Origin of the sequence: Stenotrophomonas maltophilia (assembly GCF_047497515.2) — a bacterium.
In the GTDB taxonomy this organism is placed as follows: Bacteria; Pseudomonadota; Gammaproteobacteria; order Xanthomonadales; family Xanthomonadaceae; genus Stenotrophomonas.
Map to the genome: position 1 here is coordinate 104,536 of NZ_JAXAXL020000005.1, position 17,356 is coordinate 121,891.

General features: G+C 67.7%; 11 protein-coding genes and 1 riboswitch. Of the genes, 8 read left to right on the forward strand and 3 right to left on the reverse strand.

The window, feature by feature from the left end; all coding sequences use genetic code 11:
- Positions 1-62: 62 nt before the first annotated feature.
- Positions 63-2,912, reverse strand: coding sequence for a M16 family metallopeptidase (locus ACMZPQ_RS10190; protein WP_197580530.1), 2,850 nt, complete (start codon positions 2,910-2,912; stop codon positions 63-65).
- Positions 2,913-3,327: 415 nt separating this feature from the next.
- Here ACMZPQ_RS10190 and ACMZPQ_RS10195 point away from each other — a divergent pair, with 415 nt between their 5' ends.
- Both ACMZPQ_RS10195 and ACMZPQ_RS10200 read left to right on the forward strand, forming a co-directional pair.
- A complete protein-coding gene (locus tag ACMZPQ_RS10195; protein WP_197580529.1) occupies positions 3,328-3,804 on the forward strand; it encodes an XAC0231 family protein in 477 nt (158 codons plus the stop codon).
- 69 nt (positions 3,805-3,873) lie between these two features.
- Positions 3,874-4,353: a tRNA (cytidine(34)-2'-O)-methyltransferase gene (locus ACMZPQ_RS10200; protein ID WP_004153580.1), complete on the forward strand. Its 480-nt coding sequence runs from the start codon at positions 3,874-3,876 to the stop codon at positions 4,351-4,353.
- A gap of 193 nt (positions 4,354-4,546) precedes the next feature.
- Here the strand turns inward: ACMZPQ_RS10200 and ACMZPQ_RS10205 are convergent, their stop codons facing one another.
- Complete coding sequence (locus ACMZPQ_RS10205) at positions 4,547-5,710, reverse strand: acyl-CoA dehydrogenase family protein (RefSeq protein ID WP_197580528.1); 1,164 nt, start codon at positions 5,708-5,710, stop codon at positions 4,547-4,549.
- 258 nt (positions 5,711-5,968) lie between these two features.
- Between ACMZPQ_RS10205 and ACMZPQ_RS10210 the strand changes: the two genes are divergently transcribed.
- Positions 5,969-7,645, forward strand: a complete 1,677-nt coding sequence (locus ACMZPQ_RS10210; protein ID WP_197580527.1) for an electron transfer flavoprotein-ubiquinone oxidoreductase — start codon at positions 5,969-5,971, stop codon at positions 7,643-7,645.
- Positions 7,646-7,710: 65 nt separating this feature from the next.
- Positions 7,711-8,112, forward strand: coding sequence for a c-type cytochrome (locus ACMZPQ_RS10215; protein ID WP_197580526.1), 402 nt, complete (start codon positions 7,711-7,713; stop codon positions 8,110-8,112).
- Here ACMZPQ_RS10215 and ACMZPQ_RS10220 read toward each other — a convergent pair.
- Positions 8,106-11,705 carry an ATP-binding protein gene (locus ACMZPQ_RS10220; RefSeq protein ID WP_197580525.1) on the reverse strand — a complete coding sequence of 1,200 codons (3,600 nt, stop codon included), beginning with the start codon at positions 11,703-11,705 and terminating at the stop codon, positions 8,106-8,108. The two genes, ACMZPQ_RS10215 and ACMZPQ_RS10220, sit on opposite strands and share 7 nt — an antisense overlap.
- A 74-nt stretch (positions 11,706-11,779) precedes the next feature.
- Here ACMZPQ_RS10220 and ACMZPQ_RS10225 point away from each other — a divergent pair, with 74 nt between their 5' ends.
- The 4 genes from ACMZPQ_RS10225 to ACMZPQ_RS10240 all read left to right on the forward strand — a co-directional run bounded on the left by ACMZPQ_RS10225 (position 11,780) and on the right by ACMZPQ_RS10240 (position 17,351).
- Positions 11,780-12,418 (forward strand): response regulator, encoded by a 639-nt coding sequence (locus ACMZPQ_RS10225; protein ID WP_197580524.1) that lies wholly within the window; start codon positions 11,780-11,782, stop codon positions 12,416-12,418.
- A gap of 347 nt (positions 12,419-12,765) precedes the next feature.
- On the forward strand, positions 12,766-13,173 hold the full coding sequence (locus tag ACMZPQ_RS10230; protein ID WP_100441212.1) for a glycine zipper 2TM domain-containing protein: 408 nt from the start codon (positions 12,766-12,768) through the stop codon (positions 13,171-13,173).
- 128 nt (positions 13,174-13,301) lie between these two features.
- A complete protein-coding gene (locus tag ACMZPQ_RS10235; protein WP_197580523.1) occupies positions 13,302-14,426 on the forward strand; it encodes a phosphotransferase enzyme family protein in 1,125 nt (374 codons plus the stop codon).
- 570 nt (positions 14,427-14,996) lie between these two features.
- Positions 14,997-15,092, forward strand: a riboswitch (TPP riboswitch).
- A 69-nt stretch (positions 15,093-15,161) separates the two neighbouring features.
- Positions 15,162-17,351 (forward strand): TonB-dependent receptor, encoded by a 2,190-nt coding sequence (locus ACMZPQ_RS10240; protein ID WP_197580522.1) that lies wholly within the window; start codon positions 15,162-15,164, stop codon positions 17,349-17,351.
- The last annotated feature ends 5 nt before the right edge of the window (positions 17,352-17,356 follow it).

Genomic DNA, 17,356 nt, shown 5'->3' on the forward strand with positions numbered 1-17,356 from the left:
GCCCCCCCCCCGCCCCCCACTACCGGGGGAGGCCTGCCCGCCGTGGCGGGCAGGCGCATCCCTTATTTCTTCACCGGGTTGCCTTCGGCGTCGATCACCGTCACCTCGCCCAGGTTCAGCGCGCGCACGGCCGCTTCGGTCTGCTTCAGGTCACCCACCACCACCCAGGTCAGCGCCTGCGGCTTGATCTCGGCGGCCGCCTGCTGCACCTGTGCCGGGGTCATCGCCTCGATCTCGGCCTTGCGACGCAGCACGTAATCGTCCGGGCGCTTGAACTGCACGATCGAGCCGATGGTCGCTGCCACCGCGCTGGCGGTCTCGTAGGCGCCGGGCAGGCTGAGGGTCTGGATGTTGCGGATGCGGTTGACCTCGTCGGCGGTGGCCGGCTTGCTGCCATCGGCGAACGCGGCGATCTCCTTGCGCATTTCCGCCATCGCCGGGCCGGTCTTGTCGATCTGCACCGGCGCGCTGGCCATCCACGGACGCTGGCCCACCGAGCTGGTCGCGCTGCTGCGCGCGCCGTACGACCAGTGCTTGTCCTCGCGCAGGTTCATGTTCAGGCGCGAGGTGAAGTCGCCACCGATCACGCCGTTGGCGATATCGAAGCGGGTCGAGCTGGCGGCGCTGGACGGCGGCACCACCTGGCCGGCAAACAGGTTGGCCTGCACCGCACCCGGCTGGTCGATCAGGAACACGCGCGGGCCCTTCGGCAGCGCGACATCGGTGGCCGCCTTCACCTGCGGGGCGTCGCCACTGGCCTTCCAGTCGCCCAGCTGCTTGTCCAGCAGCGGCACGATCTCGGCCAGCGTGGTGTCACCGACCACGATCAGGGTGCCGTTCTGCGGGCGCAGCCAGTCGTGGTGGAAGTCGACCAGGTCTTCGCGGGTCAGGCCGTTGATCGCCGCTTCGTCACCGCTGCCGGTGAACGGAATCGCGTACGGGTGGCCCTTGCCGTACAGCAGCGGCGGCAGCACGCGCATCGCCACCGCACCCGGGTTGACCTTCTCCTGCTGGATGCCGGCGATCCAGGTGGCGCGCACCCGGTCGATCTCGCCCTGCTCGAAGCGCGGCTCGCGCAGCAGGTCGCGGTACAGCGCCAGCGACGGTGCCAGGTTCTCCTTCAGTGCCGACAGGTCCACGCTCATCGAATCCAGCCCGGCCGAGGCATCCAGGCTGGCGCCCAGTGCGTCGGCAGCATCGGCGAAGGCCAGCGAACCCAGCTTGCCGGCACCTTCGGTCATCAGGCTCATGGTGAAGTTGGCGGTGCCCGGCTTGCGGCCCTGGTCGGCGCTGAAGCCGCCCGGGAACTGGTAGCTGAACTGCACCACCGGAATCTCATGGCGCTCGGCCAGGATCACCTGGGTGCCGTTCTTCAGCGTGGCGCGCTGCAGCGCCGGGAACTTCAGCTGCGGGAATTCCCGGGTCTGCGGCACGCCGGCCTTGCGGTCGACCTGCTCGGGCAGGGTGCTGTACTTGGGGTCCACCGCCGGCACGTTGAACGGCTTCGGCGCCTGGCTCGGTTCTTCCTTCAGCGCCACGCGCTCACCCGGTGCGATCACCAGGGTGTGGCTGCCCTTGTCCAGCCACTGCGCGCCCAGGCGGCTGAGATCGGCAGCGGTGGTCTTTTCGATGTTGGCCAGCGAAGTGCGGAAGCAACCCGGGTCGCCGGTGAACACCGCGCATTCGGCCAGCGCGTCGGCCTTGCCGCCGAAGCCACCGATGCGCTCGATGCCGCGGATGAAGCCGGCACGGGCGCCGGTCTTGGCACGTTCCAGTTCGGCGGCGGTCGGGCCCTGCTTGATCAACCGGTCCAGTTCCTCGTCGATGATCTTTTCGACCTTCGCCGGGTCCTGGCCCTGCTTGACCGTGGCCACGATCAGGAAGTTGGAGCCCAGCTGCGACGACGACAGGCCCGAGCCGATGCTGTCCACCAGCTTGTCCTGGTGCTGCAGGCGCTGGCTCAGGCGCGAGGATTTGGCACCGCCCAGCACCTGCGCGAACAGCTGCAGCTGGTCGATGTCGGTGGTGCCGACCTGCGGCACGTTCCAGGCACGGTAGATGCGTGCCTGCGGCACCTTGTCGGTCATGGTCTCGCGGGTGTCGGCGCTGCGCTTGGCCACGTTCACCGCCGGCTGCGCCATGGTCGGGCCGGCCGGGATGCTGCCGAAGTAGCGGGCGACCTTCTCCTTGGCGGTGGCCAGGTCGATGTCGCCGGCCAGCACCAGCACCGCGTTGTTCGGGCCGTACCAGGTGCGGAACCAGGTCTTCACGTCATCCAGCGACGCGGCGTTGAGATCGTTCATCGAACCGATCACGCCGTGGTGGTACGGGTGGCCGACCGGGTACAGCGCCTTGTTGAGCTGGTCCCAGGCCTGGCCGTACGGCTGGTTCTCGCCCTGGCGCTTCTCGTTCTGCACCACGCCACGCTGCTCATCCAGCGCGGCCTGGTCGATCGCACCGACCAGATGGCCCATGCGGTCCGATTCCATCCACAACGCCATGTCCAGCGCGGTGGTCGGCACGTTCTCGAAATAGTTGGTGCGGTCGGTGTTGGTGGTGCCGTTCTGGTTGGTGGCACCGACCTGCTTGAACGGTTCGAAGAATTCACCGTCGTGGTTTTCGCTGCCCTGGAACATCAGGTGTTCGAACAGATGCGCGAAACCGGTGCGGCCGGCCGGCTCATCCTTGCTGCCCACGTGGTACCAGACGTTGACCGCGACGATCGGCGCCTTGCGATCGGTATGCACGATCACGCGCAGGCCGTTGGGCAGGGTGAACTGCTCATACGGGATATCGACCTTGGCCGGTGCCGCCGGCTTGGCGGCCAGCGCGGAGGTGGGCGCTAGCGTGCCCAGGGCGGTGCTGAGGGCGACAGCCAGCAATGCAGCGCGCGGGCGAACGGCGAAAGACATATCCAGATCCTTGGTCACATAGGTGAACCCCGATCCTAGCCTGCGCGCGCAGCGGCAGGAATCGGTCGGCAGTCACTGGGGGTGTTTGTCCCTCTGCGCCATCGATACCCCTTTCCGGCCGGGAAGGGACGGTCACATGCGCCTGCTCCCCGCGTCCGGACAGTGTCCGCGGCAGGCCGAATGGACAGGTGTCCGCCCAGCGGACACTTTCCCACCCAACAAAAACCCTTGTAAATCAATGATTAAAAGTTGGCACGGGGATTGCTTGGTACTTCCTGCGCCAGGAAGGGCTTCAGACGAAAGCTGACTGAAGACTGAACAAATGCAGGAAATCGAAAATTTTCCTTGCAAGCCCAGAATCGGTGTACTACCTTACTACCACACCACTGATCACCAACACTAAACAGGCCCCGTCATGAACGCCAAGACCATTGCCATCGCCATCGCCCTGATTGCCGGCACCGCGGTTGTTTCGTCGGTGCAGGCCTCCGAATCCATCAAGACCTTGGACACCGTGCAGGTCCGCCCGGCCGCCGACCAGCTGGCCCAGCAGGCCTGGGAACAGGCCAGCGGCATCCCGACCCTGGCCACCGTGGAAGTTCGCCCGAGTGTCGACCAGCTGGCCGAGCGCAACGGCTATGCCGCCGCTCCGGTCGCCGCCGCGATGCCGATCACCACCCTGGCCTCGGTGGAAGTCCGTCCGAGCCTGGAACAGCGCGTCGCCCTGGCCGCCGAGCAGGAAGCCCAGCGCTACGCCGCCACCCTGGCTGCGGCCGCCACCAGCGTTGCCAACCAGGTGATCGTCAACCTGCCGGCCCTGCAGGTGCGCCCGAGCGCTGCCGACCTGCAGGCCCTGGCCACCGAAACCGCCCAGGTCCTGCTGCGCCCGTAACCGGTGCCGCCCTGCCTTGCGCAGGGCGTGCGCCGTAAAGGCGGCGGCCGTCGCAGGTACACTGCGCCGATGAATGCCGCGCCCCAGTTCCACGTGATCCTGTTCCAACCGGAAATCCCGCCCAACACGGGCAATGTGATCCGGCTTTGCGCCAACACCGGCGCGCAGCTGCACCTGGTCGAGCCACTCGGCTTCGCACTGGAAGACAAGCAGCTCAAGCGCGCCGGGCTGGACTACCACGAGTACTCGCGCCTGCAGGTGCACCCCGACCTGGACACCGCGCTGGCGCGGATCGCGCCGAAGCGGCTGTTCGCCCTGAGTACCCGGGCCAGCGTGCGTTACGACAGCGTGGCCTTTGAAGATGGCGATGCGTTCCTGTTCGGGCCGGAAAGCCGTGGCCTGCCGCAGGACGTGCTCGATGCCTTGCCCGATGGCGCCCGCCTGCGCCTGCCGATGCGGCCGGACAACCGCAGCCTCAATCTTTCCAACACCGTGGCCGTGGTGATGTACGAGGCGTGGCGGCAGCATGGGTTTGCCGGCGGCGCGTAACGCCGCAGACCTCTTCTGGTGGGTGCGGACCGCTCATGGTGGGTGCGGACCTTGGTCCGCACCGATGCCCGGTCGCGCGCCGAAGTACTGTGCCGACCAAGGTCGGCACCTACCAAAGCACACCTCGAGTGACCGTGGTAGACGCCATGTGCAGTAGATCCACGCCATGCGTGGATGGTGTTCCCCGCACCACTCAGAACGCGTTGATGCCGGTCAGTTCGCGGCCGATCACCAGCTGGTGCACGGTCTCGGTGCCTTCATAGGTGATCACCGATTCCAGGTTCAGCGCATGCCGGATCGCCACGTGCTCGGTGGTGATACCCGCGCCGCCGAGCAGATCGCGACACTCGCGGGCGATGTCGATCGCCATCCGGCAGTTGTTCCACTTGGCCAGGCTCACCTGCTGCGGCTGCAGCTGGCCCGCTTCCTTCAACCGACCCAGCTGCAATGCCAGCAGCTGCGCGGTGGTGATGCGGCGGGCCATCTCGGCCAGCTTGATCTGTGCGCTCTGGGTGGCGGCCAGCGGACGACCAAACAGCACGCGTTCCTTGGCATAGCCCAGCGCTTCATCGAGGCAGGCAACGGCCGCGCCGATCGGCCCCCAGCTGATGCCGAAACGCGCTTGGTTCAAGCAACCCAGCGGCCCCTTCAAGCCCTTCACGTTCGGCAGGCGATGGCTGTCGGGCACGCGCACGTCGTCGAAGAACAGGGCGCCGGTCAGCGACGCGCGCAGGCTCATCTTGTGCTTGATTTCCTGGGTGGTGAAGCCGGCCATGCCCTTTTCAAGCACGAAGCCCTGGATGCCGTCTTCGGTCTGCGCCCAGACGATGGCCAGGTCGGCCACCGGGCCGCTGGTGATCCACATCTTGCTGCCGCTGATGCGCCAGTCGCTGCCATCGCGCACGGCACGGGTCTTCATGCTGGCCGGGTCCGAGCCGCCATGCGCCTCGGTCAGGCCGAAACAGCCGATCAGCTCGCCACGTGCCATCGCCGGCAGCCACTGCTGACGCTGTTCCTCGCTGCCGTAGGCGTAGATCGGGTACATGCACAGCGAGCTCTGCACCGACACGAAACTGCGCAGGCCCGAATCGCCGCGCTCCAGTTCCTGGCAGATCAGGCCATAGCTGACTGCACCGAGATCACCGCCACCGTACTGGGCCGGCAGGGTCGCGCCGAGCAGGCCGAGCGCGGCGATCTCCGGTACCAGTTCAGACGGGAAACGCGCCTGGTCGAAGGCGTCGCCGATGATCGGCAGCACCCGCTCGTTGGTGAAGCGGGCAACGCTTTCCTGCACCGCGCGCTCTTCCTCGTTGAGCAGGGAACGGACATCGAACAGATCGTACGGATGCAAAGCCATGGCACTCACGCGCAGTCAGGACCGGGCCATTGTCGGTCATCCGGGCAGAGCGTGCCGACCAAGCTCGGCACCCACCAGAGCGGCGGCAGCTACGCTGCAATGCAGCAATCGGGATGTGAACATCGGCGATCTAGCTCGATCACGCGCGGCCCGTTACCCTGACACATTCAAACAACCGTTTCGCTCGTGGCTGCACGCGCGATTTCCAGGCACCGCCGGTGGCCCCGATGCCGGCCCTACCCACGAGTCATGCAATCGATGAGCGCTGAAGCCAACGCCCTGCCCCCGCGTGAAGTAATGGAATTCGACGTGGTGATCGTCGGCGCCGGCCCCGCCGGCCTGGCCACCGCGATCCGCCTGCGCCAGCGCGCGGTCGAGGCCGGCCGCGAACTGTCGGTGTGCGTGCTGGAGAAGGGCTCCGAGCCGGGTGCGCACGTGCTGTCCGGTGCGGTGATGGACCCGCGCGCGCTGACCGAGCTGTTCCCGGACTGGGCCGAGCGCGGTGCACCGCTGAAGCAGAAGGTCACCCGCGACGAATTCCTGTTCCTCAGCGAGACTGGTTCGCGCAGCACCCCCCACGCGCTGCTGCCGGAGTGCTTCCACAACGAAGGCAACTACATCATCAGCCTGGGCGAAGTGACCCGCTGGCTGGCGCAGCAGGCCGAGGCGCTGGAAGTGGCGATCTTCCCGGGCTTCGCCGCCGCCGAAGTGCTGTATGGCGACAACGGTGAAGTGATCGGCGTGGCCACCGGCGACATGGGCATCGAAAAGGACGGCAGCATCGGCCCGGCCTTCGAACGCGGCATGGCCCTGCAGGCCAAGTACACGATCTTCGCCGAAGGTGCGCGCGGCCACCTCGGCCGCCAGCTGATCGCCCGCTACAAACTGGACGAAGGCAAGGACCCGCAGGCCTACGGCATCGGCATCAAGGAGCTGTGGCAGATCGACCCGGCCAAGCATGAGCCGGGCCTGGTGGTGCACGCCGCAGGTTGGCCGCTGGACAGCGACACCTATGGCGGTGCGTTCCTGTACCACGCCGACGGTGGCAAGGTCGCCATTGGCTACGTGGTCGGCCTGGACTACCGGAACCCGTGGCTGAGCCCGTTCGAGGAGTTCCAGCGCTTCAAGACCCATCCGGACATCCGCAAGCACCTGGAAGGCGGCACCCGCATCGGCTACGGCGCGCGCGCGATCACCGCCGGTGGCCTGCTGTCGCTGCCGAAGACGGTGTTCCCCGGTGGCGCGCTGGTCGGCTGCGAGGCCGGCTACCTCAACGCCAGCCGCATCAAGGGCAGCCATGCGGCGATCAAGACCGGCATGCTGTGCGCCGACGCCGCCTTCGACGCGCTGGCCGCTGACCGCCAGCACGATGAGCTGAGCGCGTACCCGCAGGCCTTCGAGGCCAGCTGGCTGTTCACCGAACTGCAGCAGGCCAAGAACTTCAAGCAGTGGTTCAAGAAGGGCCAGACCGTAGCCACGCTGATGACCGGCGTGGAGCAGTGGCTGCTGCCCAAGCTGGGCGTGCGCAATCCGCCGTGGACCCTGCACCGCACCCAGCCGGACCACGCCTGCCTGGAACCGGCGGCCCAGCACACCCGCATCACCTACCCGAAGCCGGATGGCGTGCTGACCTTCGATCGCCTCAGTTCGGTGTTCCTGAGCAGCACCAACCACGACGAGAACCAGCCCAGCCACCTGACGCTGAAGGACCCGAGCATTCCAGTGAAGGTCAACCTGGCCGAGTACGCCGGCCCGGAAGCGCGCTACTGCCCGGCCGGCGTGTACGAGTTCGTCGGCGACGGCAACGATGCGCGGCTGCAGATCAATGCGCAGAACTGCGTGCACTGCAAGACCTGCGACATCAAGGACCCGACCCAGAACATCGTCTGGGTGACCCCGCAGGGCGGCGGCGGCCCGAACTACTCGGGCATGTGATCGCGCCGGGCTGCGACCGCGTGTCGCAGCCCGGTTGCCCCGGCGTGGCGCTATCCTGCCCGCCCATGTGCGCTTTCCGCCTGCTCATCACCGTTGCCATGGCGCTCGCCAGCAGCGCCTGCCAGCGCCCACCGGCTGCCCCGGCCACGCCCGAACAGGCGCAGCAGCAGGCCATGCAGCGCGCGTTTGAACTGTGTGCCGGTTGCCATACCGTGCAAGCCGGAGGCATCCACCGCTTCGGGCCGAACCTGCACGGCATCATCGGCCGTCGCGCCGGCAGCCTGCCCGACTACGGCTACTCCGACGGCATGCGCCGCGCCAACCTCACCTGGACCGCGCAGACCCTGGATGCGTTCCTGCAGTCGCCCACCCACCTGGTGCCGGGCACGCGCATGTACAACGCCTTTCCCAGCGCCGAACGCCGCGCGCTGGTGATCGCCTACCTGCAGCAGCAATCCGCTCAGTGAGCCAGGCGCTGCAGCTGAAGCTGCAGCCGCGCCACGAAGTCCACGACCTCGGCGGACACCGCTTCCGGATCGGTGTCGTCCGCCTCCTGCAGGCGTTCGACCAGTGCATTGGCCTGCGCGGCCAGCGCCGTCGCGCCCACCGCGCCCAGGCCACCGGCTTGGCGATGCAGGTGCAGCGCAGCGGTCGCGCGGTCTCCGGCCTGCAGCGCGCGCTGCACAGCGGCCAGATCGCTTTCACTGGCCTGCAGCAGGCTGTCGCGCAGCTGCTCGGCCACCGCGCGTGAACCAAAGCGCTGCTGCAGCGCCGCCATGTCGGGCAGCGCGGCATCGTCGCGGGCGGTCTCCTGCGCTGCCGGCCCTTCGAATGACTGGCCCTGGGCCTGCGGCAGCCAGCGCAGCAGCGCCGCGCGCAACGTCGCCAGTGACAACGGCTTGGCCAGCACCGCATCCATGCCCGCCTCGCGGCAACGGCGCGCGTCGTCGTCCAGCACGCTGGCCGTCAACGCCAGCACGACCAAGCGGGGTTGCCCGGTGCGGCCCTCGCGCTCGCGCAGCAGTCGGGTAAACGCGAAACCGTCCAGCACCGGCATCCGGCAATCGGTGATGACCAGATCGAAGGGCTCCGCCGACAGCCGGTCCAGCCCCTGCTGGCCATCACCCACCAGTACATGCGGCACGCCCAGCTGCTGCAACCGCCATGCCATCATCGCCTGGTTGGTCGGATGGTCCTCGATCACCAGCACCCGCGCCTGGCGCAGCGCAGCGGGCAGCAGGGCGGCCTGTTCCTGCTCGGCATCCAGCGCTTCAACATCCCCGCTGCCGGCTTCGACCAGCGAAAAGCGCACCTCGGCGCGCGTGCCTTCACCCAGCACGCTGTGCAGCGTCAGCTCGCCGTCCATCATCTGCACCAGGCGCTGGCAGATGCTCAGGCCCAGGCCGGTGCCACCGTGGTCGCGCTGGATGTAGGCGCCGGCCTGGGTGAAGGGCGCGAACAGGTGCTGCAGCTGTTCCGGCGCGATGCCCATGCCGGTGTCGGTCACGCTCAGGCACAGGGGCTGGCCACCCTCCTCGGTGGTCGGCCCCACGACCTCCACCTGCAGGCGCACTTCCCCCTGCGCCGTGAACTTGATGGCGTTGCTGAGCAGGTTGAACACGATCTGGCGCAGGCGCACGCCATCCACCTCGTGGGCCGCGGCCAGCTGCGGGTCGATCTGCACGTGCAGCGCCAACCCGCGCGCGCTGGCCTGCGCCGACAGCAGCCGGCACACGCTTTCCAGCAACGGGCGCAACCGCTGCGGCACCGGTTCCAGGCGCAGCGCGTCCGCCTCCAGCCGCGAGTAGTCGAGGATGTCGTCGAGAATCTGCCGCAGCATCTGCGCCGAGTCCTCGATCGCACCGAGGATGCGTTTCTGTTCGGCGTCCATCGGCGAATGCGCCAGCACTTCCAGCATGCCCAGCACGCCACTCATCGGCGTGCGGATCTCATGGCTCATGGTGGCCAGGAAACGCGACTTCGCATCGGCCGCCTGCTCGGCCTCGGCTTTGGCCGCAGTCAGCGCCTCGGCCTGTGCGCGCGCTTCGCTGACATCCACCCAGTACCCGCTCCAGGTCACCGCGCCGGCTTCGGCCGCATACGGATGCGCCTCGCTGCGCACCCAGCGCGCGCCAGGACCTTCAGTACGCAGGCGGAATTCGAGGATCAACGGTGCGAACTGCCACGCCGCCTGTTCCACCGCCTGCAGGATGCGCGCGCGATCGTCCTCTTCGATGCGCTCCAGCAGGGTTTTGGCATCCTGCTCGGCCTGCTGCCGGGTAATGCCAAACAACGCCTGCAGATCGCCGGCAATGAACGGGAAACTGAGCGTGCCATCGGCCTCGCGGCGGGCCTGGTAAACCACTGCTGGCAGGTTGTCGGTGACCTCGGCCAGGCGCTGTTCCAGATGGCGGCGCCCGGCCACCTCGCGGCGCAGGCGCCAGTAGCCGATGCCATGCACCAGCAGTGCGGTCAGCAGCACCAGCAGCAGCGGCACGCCCCAGCGCAGCGCGGTGGTCCAGTCGACGCCGCTGCGGTATTCCACCGCCAACCAGTCGCCGCGCAGCGCCTCCCGCTTGCGCGGGGGCATCTGCAGCAGCAGGCGGTCGAAGGTGGTGGCCAGGGCGGCATGGCGGCGCTGCACCGCCAGCACCAGCTGGTCATTGAAACCCGCCGGGGCAGCCACCTGCAGCTGCCCCGGAAAACGGTTGCGCAGCAGATGGTCGACCAGCGCCAGGTTGCCCACGTAGACGTCGGCTTCGCCATCGCTGACCCGCTGCAGGGCCTGTTCGGCGCTGCGCGCGGCGATGATCCTGGCCTGTGGCGCCTGCTGCAACACATAGCCACGCACGCGCTCGGGATCGGACAGCAGCACGCGCTTGCCCTGCAGGTCCGACAGCCCCAGCAGGGCCGGGCTGTCCTGGCGGCTGACGATCACGTTCGGCACGCTGATGAAGGGCTGGCTGAACACCCAGTCCGGGCCCAGGTAGCGCGAGTCGGCGGGAATGCCCATCACCGCCTGCAGTTCGCCACGGCGTGCCTTCTCGCGTACATCGAACCAGTCGTGGCTGTTCTCCGGCTGCAGGTTGGCACCGGCCTGGATCAACTGCTGCAGGTACTCGCTGGCCAGGCCGCTGGGCCGGCCGTCCTTGTCGGCAAACGACAGCGGCGCGGCGTTGGGGGCGAAGCCGATCTTCAGCGGCTGCTCCAGCACCCGCTTCTCGGCCTGGCTCAGCGCCAGCTGTGCCGGCGCCGACCACTTCGGCGGCGGCAGCCAGCGCTGGGCAAGGGCGTCGATCTGAGCCTGGCTGGTCGCCGCCAGGGCCAGATCCAACGCTTCAGCCAGCGGCTGCTTGCTGTTGGGGATGCCGAAGTGCAGGCGTTCAGGGGGCAGATCGCTGGGACGCAACAGCACCACCCCTTGCAGGTGCTGGCTGGCAATCAGGTCAGTGGCAACGTAGGCATTGCCGATATAGACGTCTGCTTTGTCGTCTCTGACCATCTGGAGCGCCGTCAGAGTGCTGTTTACGACAAGTTGTCGCGCACGCGGGAACCGTGCGCGCACCTGGCCCGCGGTCAGGAAGTCCTGTTCGATCACCACCCGCAGCCCATCCAGGTCGGGTGTTTCCGAGGCGCGCAGATCCCCGGGCCGGCCGACGATGGCGAGCGGGGCCTCCGCGTAGGCGGTGGTGTAGACCATGCAACGGGTGCGGTCGGCACTCAGGCCGATGTTCATCACCACGTCGATCTCGCCACGACATGCCGCATCCAGCACGGTGGTCCAATCGGGATAGCGACGAGACTCAACCTTCACGCCCAGTTGACGGGCGAGAAGCGACAGATAATCCGGCCCCAGGCCGACCAGCTGCCCATCACGGAGGGACTCGAACGGCGGCCAGCCGCTGTCATACTGCCCCACGACGATGCTCGGATGGGCCGCCAGATACTCGCGCTGCATCGGACTGAGCGGCAACGGCCCCGGCACAGCCTGTGCCAGGGCAACCGGCAGCATCATCACGGCCAGCAGCAGGACCAGCCCGCGAACAGCCCAGCTACGCATCGGCGTCGATCTCCTAGAATCCTGCCAGGGACCGCGATGGTCGCGGCCCAGCCTGCCCGTGGTCATACTAGAGCATGAGCTTGCGCATCATCATCGCAGACGACCACCCGGTGGTCCGTATCGGTACCCGTGCCGTCATCGAGTCGAGCGGGGTGGGCCGGGTGGTCGGCGAAGCCGACAGCGCACAGGCGCTGATGACCCTGCTCGGCAGCCAGCCCTGCGACCTGCTGGTCACCGACTACTCCATGCCCGGCAGCCCCCAGGCGGACGGCTTCGCCATGATCGGCATGATCCGCCGCCGCTATCCCGACCTGCCGGTGCTGATGCTCAGCGTCTCCAACAACCTGGCGATCCTGCGCATGGTGCTCGACAGTGGAGTGCTCGGCCTGGTCGACAAGAGCTCGTCGATGGACGAACTGCCGCAGGCCATCCAGGCGGTCTACCGCGGCCAGCGCTACATCAGCCGCAGCCTGCGCGAGCGGGTGGAGGCGGCCGGCAGCTGGCGAATGCGCGAGGGCGACGGCAAGCCGCTGTCACCGCGCGAGGTGGAGGTGCTGCGGCTGCTCGGCACCGGCATGACGGTAAAGGAAATCTCCCTGCAGCTGCACAAGAGTGTCAGCACCATCAGCCGGCAGAAGGGCGACGCCATGCTCAAGCTGGGCCTGAAAGGCGATGCCGAGCTGTTCGACTACCTGCGTGACGGCAACATCTGAGATCGCGCGCGCATGACCCGCGCACCGATCCTGCTGCACCAGCAACAGGAACACCGGCTGGAGCCCGCCCGCCGGAGATACCAAGTGATGCTGGCCTGAGTCCCGAAAGCCTTGGCGCACAAGGGTGCGGCCTGGCACTCGCCGCCGCTTTCCCAACTGCCGGCTGAGCGGCCGCAGCCACTTTCAGGCTTGCTTCATGCCACCTGCCGCTAGATGAATACGCAAGCCGCCCGGTGGACCCGGCAATGTTCCGGCAATGTTGGAACGCCAGCGTGGTCTCCACGGCAGCTGGGGCGCCCCGCGCCCTCCCTGCCCAGCGTGGCATGCACCTCACAGGAGAACCGAACATGCTCAGTACTTCCACACTCAGCTTCCGTGGTCTGGCGATGGCCCTGGCACTGGTAGCCGGTGTTGCCGTGGTCAGCGATGCCAGCGCGATGTCGAGGAAGGACAAGCGCACCCTGGTCGGCGCCGTGGTCGGTGGCGTGGCGGGCAACCTGCTCTCCAACGGCGACCCTGCGGCCACCGTCGGTGGCGCCGTGGCCGGTGGTGCCATCGGCAACCTGACCACCTCCGACCGCCGCGACCGTCGCTATTACGACAACCGCTACTACGACAACCGCTACGACCGCCGCTATGACCGTGGCTACTACCGCAGCGGTTACTACAACCGCGGTGACGACCGTCGTTGGCAGCGCGATCGCTACTACGACAACCGCTACTACAACGATCGCGGTCGCCATCGCGGCTGGTAAGCGGCTGCACGGCACAGCGCGTGCGGGTGCAGTGACGGGCGGGTCGATGACCCGCCCGTTTGCGTTGGCCGCGGTCATGGCGTTGAATGCGCAGCCTTGGATGTGACTTTCCCCTCTCGGGCTGCGGCATGACTTCTTCCTCCCACCGCGTGCAGGGCCTCAACAACGACGAGGTCGCCGCTGACTGGCCACCGATCAGCGCACGGGACATCGGCGGGCTGCGCGCGCACTACCCGCAGCTCGGCGAGCACAGCCAGCCGCGCTGGCACAGCCCGCGGCCGCTGTCGGCCGCCGCCATTGTCGACGGCGCGCACGGCGCGGTGTTCATCAAGCGCCATCACCACAGCGTGCGCAGCGCGGCCTGCCTGGAAGAAGAGCACCGCTTCATTGCCCATCTCGCAGCGGCGGGCGTGCCGGTGGTACAGGTGCTGGCAGCAGCCGATGGCCATACCGCCATCGAGCACGGCGAGTGGACCTTTGAACTGCACGCCCTCGGCGTGGGCGATGACCTGTACCGCGATGCGGTGTCGTGGTCGCTGCTGACCGATGTTGCACAGGCCCGCGAAGCCGGCCGCACGCTGGCGCGACTGCACCACGCTGCGGCCAGCTACCACGCGCCCCAGCGCAGCACCCATCTGCTGGTTGCGCGCGACGATCTGATCCGTGCCGATGATCCGATTGCAGCGATCACGGCGGAGCTGCACGAGCGCCCCTCGCTGGCACGCTACCTCGCACGCATCCCGTGGGAAGCCCAGCTTCGGCGCGATGTATTGCCCTGGCACAGCGGCCTGGCCGAGCGCCTGCGCGACGAACCCCGGCTATGGGCGCACAACGACTGGCACGTCTCCAACCTGCTGTGGCACGACGGGCAGGTCAGCACCGTGCTGGATTTCGGGCTGGCTTCGCCCACCAGCGCGCTGTTCGACCTCGCCACCGCAATCGAGCGCAATGCGGTGGCGTGGCTGGAACTGGAGCGCGGCATGCAGGCGGTGCGCATCGACATCGCGCTGGCGTTGCTCGATGGCTATCGGCAGGTGCTGCCGCTGTCGGCCACGCGCGTGCACCTGCTGGCCGACCTGCTGCCGATGGTGCATTTCGACTTCGCACTGTCCGAAGTGGAGTACTTCGAAGGTGTCACCGGCTCGACCGCGAACGCCGACGTGGCCTGGCAGCCCTTCATGCTGGGCCATCCGGCATGGTTCCACAGCCCGCCCGGGCAGGCGCTGCTGCAGGCCCTGCACGCGGCCGCGTGACCCGGTTGGCGCACCGCCGGGGACGCGTCATTGGGGTCGGCCTGCATGTGCCTCGGTAGATCGACGCCATGCGTCGATGAGATCTCCCGGTTGGGGGTCAGAGCCCTTTCCTGCGGAAAGGGATCCGACCCCGGAACAGCCTGCATGTGCCTCGGTAGATCGACGCCATGCGTCGATGAAATCTCCCGGTTGGGGGTCAGAGCCCTTTCCTGCGGAAAGGGATCCGACCCCGGGTCGGCCTGCATGCGCCTCGGTAGATCGACGCCATGCGTCGATGAGATCCCCGGTTGGGGGGTCACAGCCCTTCCCTGCGGAAAGGGATCCGACCCTGGGACGGACTGCATGCGTCCGGGTAGATCGACGCCATGCGTCGATGAAATCTCCCGGTTGGGAGGTCAGGGCCCTTTCCTGCGGAAAGGGATCCGACCCCGGGTCGGACTGCATGCGTTTGGGTAGATCGACGCCATGCGTCGATGAAATCCCCGGTTGGGGGGGCAGAGCCCTTTCCTGCGGAAAGGGATCCGACCCCGGGCGGCGCTCGCAAATCCGTACCATTTGTAGTGAAATGGTCACCTGAAGCGGGGGTGCCTGGATCTGCCAGGCTGAGAGAGTCCCTTGGAACCTGATCCGGTTTGCACCGGCGTAGGGAGCTTTGAGCCGCAGCCACACCCCCGTCATGGGCCGTGCACCTGCGCGCCGTCGCTTCGTCTCCCTTGTTGTCCGAAGACGAACCGAATGAACCGCTGCCTGCGCCCCACCCTGCTCTCCCTCGCCCTCTGCGCCGCGCTGCCGCTGCATGCCAGCGAGGCCGACGCTGCCCCCGATGCGGCTGCCACCGGCGCCGAACGTTCGCCCACCGAACTGGCGGCGGTGCGCGTGCAGGCCGGCAAACCGAAGGCGGATACCTCACGCGTGAATGCCTTCGGTGGCGGTTCGTGGAAGGACACGCCGGCTTCGGTGAACGTGCTCGAGCGCGACTACCTTGATCGCCGCCAGGTGCGTTCGCTGTCCGAGCTGGCCAGCAACGATGCCTCATTGGGTGATGCGTATGCGCCCGTGGGCTATTACCAGAACATCGCCATCCGCGGTTTCGCGCTGGATGCCGCCACCGGCTATCGCTTCAACGGGTTGTCCATCGCCGGCGAACAGCGCCTGGCACTGGAGAACGTGCAGGCGGTGGAGATCCTCAAGGGCGAAGCCGGCCTGGCCGCGGGCGTGATGGCGCCGGGCGGCATCATCAACTACATCGGCAAGCGTCCTGCCGAAGTACGCACCGCTACGCTGGGCACCGATTCGGAAGGCTCGCGCTACGTCGCCGTCGATGTCGGCCACTGGATCACCCCGCGCTTCGGCCTGCGCCTGAACGCCGCCTGGGATTCCAGCAATTCCTACGTCGAGCACGCCGATGGCCGCCGCAACTTCTACTCGCTGGCCGCCGACTGGCTGATCGGCGAGCGCGGCAAGCTGGAAGTGGATGCCAACTACCAGACCAGCTCGCAGCGCTCGGTGTCCGGCTACCAGCTGCTGGGCGCGCGTGACCTGCCGCGCGGCGTCGACCGCGAGTACCTGCTCGGCTACCAGCCGTGGCAGCGCCCGGTGGATATCGCCAGCACCAACATCACCGCCCTGCACACCTACGACTTCAACGACGCGTGGCAGTCGCGCGTCTCGGTCGGCCACAGCCGCTCGGTGATCGACGACAACGTCGCCTTCGCCTACGGCTGCTATTACGCCGTGCAATGCGCCGATGGCAGCGTGCCGGGCAACTACTTCGCGCCCAATGGCGACTACGACATTTACGACTACCGCAGCCCGGATGACACCCGCCGCAACCAGCAGGCGCGCGCCGAACTGCGCGGCCGCTTCGAGACCGGCAGCGTCGGTCATCAGCTGACCGTGGGCGCCGACTACTTCCGCCGCACCGTGGACAAGCGGCCCAGCGTCAACGAGTACGTCGGCACCAGCAACGTCCACGACGCGCAGGTGCCGGTGTTCGAGCCCTCGCCGAAGATGCCCGGCCCGTCCGCGCGACGCCTGGACAGCCGCCAGACCGCATTCTTCGCGCTGGACCGGATGAGCTTCGGTGACGACTGGCAGTGGCTGGCCGGTGGTCGCTTCGTGCGCCTGGACGAACGCGCGTACGACAAGCGCGGCACCCCACAGCGCCACAGCCGCCTGTCGCGCTTCCTGCCGCAGACCGCGCTGGTGTGGAAGGCGACTGACCAGCTCAATGCCTACGCCAGCTACGTGCGCGGCATTTCATTGGGCCAGGAAGCGCCGTTCTGGACCAGCAATGCCGATACCTTCCTGCCGTCGGTGCAGTCGCGGCAGCTGGAAGTGGGCGTGAAGTACGTGCCGGTCGAGGCGCTGACGCTGGGCGCGGCGCTGTTCCGCATTTCGCAGCCGTACCAGTACGCCAAGCCGGACAGCAGCGAGGTCGGTTACACCTTCGTCGAGGAAGGCACGCAGACCCACACCGGCCTTGAGCTGACCGCCAATGGCCAGCTGACCGATGCGCTGCAGATCGTGGCCAGCGCCAGCGTGCTGCAGGCGCGCGCGCGCGATACCGGCACGCCGTCCTATGAAGGCCATCAGCTGGTGAACGTGCCGAAGGTGCGCGCCAGTGTGCACGTGGCCTACGCGCTGCCGTTCGTGCAGGGCCTGGAGGCGACCGGTGGCTGGCGCTACGCCGCTGCCAACGTCGCACGTGCCGACGGCGGCGTGCGTGCACCGGACTACTCGGTGTTCGATGCCGGCCTGCGCTTCCAGCATCGCCTGCACGAACGTGCGGTGACCTGGAACCTGTCGGTGGACAACGTGTTCAACCGCTTCTACTGGCGCGATACCGGAAGCAGCGGCGGTGACTACTACCTGTTCCCCGGCGCACCGCGACAGGCGCGCCTGTCGGTGACGTTCGCGCTGTGAACGGC

Bases quoted from the DNA above. Each gene is read 5' to 3' on its own strand.
- ACMZPQ_RS10190 (WP_197580530.1), bottom strand. From the start codon at position 2,912: ATGTCTTTCGCCGTTCGCCCGCGCGCTGCATTGCTGGCTGTCGCCCTC.
- ACMZPQ_RS10195 (WP_197580529.1), top strand. From the start codon at position 3,328: ATGAACGCCAAGACCATTGCCATCGCCATCGCCCTGATTGCCGGCACC.
- ACMZPQ_RS10200 (WP_004153580.1), top strand. From the start codon at position 3,874: ATGAATGCCGCGCCCCAGTTCCACGTGATCCTGTTCCAACCGGAAATC.
- ACMZPQ_RS10205 (WP_197580528.1), bottom strand. From the start codon at position 5,710: ATGGCTTTGCATCCGTACGATCTGTTCGATGTCCGTTCCCTGCTCAAC.
- ACMZPQ_RS10210 (WP_197580527.1), top strand. From the start codon at position 5,969: ATGAGCGCTGAAGCCAACGCCCTGCCCCCGCGTGAAGTAATGGAATTC.
- ACMZPQ_RS10215 (WP_197580526.1), top strand. From the start codon at position 7,711: ATGTGCGCTTTCCGCCTGCTCATCACCGTTGCCATGGCGCTCGCCAGC.
- ACMZPQ_RS10220 (WP_197580525.1), bottom strand. From the start codon at position 11,705: ATGCGTAGCTGGGCTGTTCGCGGGCTGGTCCTGCTGCTGGCCGTGATG.
- ACMZPQ_RS10225 (WP_197580524.1), top strand. From the start codon at position 11,780: ATGAGCTTGCGCATCATCATCGCAGACGACCACCCGGTGGTCCGTATC.
- ACMZPQ_RS10230 (WP_100441212.1), top strand. From the start codon at position 12,766: ATGCTCAGTACTTCCACACTCAGCTTCCGTGGTCTGGCGATGGCCCTG.
- ACMZPQ_RS10235 (WP_197580523.1), top strand. From the start codon at position 13,302: ATGACTTCTTCCTCCCACCGCGTGCAGGGCCTCAACAACGACGAGGTC.
- ACMZPQ_RS10240 (WP_197580522.1), top strand. From the start codon at position 15,162: ATGAACCGCTGCCTGCGCCCCACCCTGCTCTCCCTCGCCCTCTGCGCC.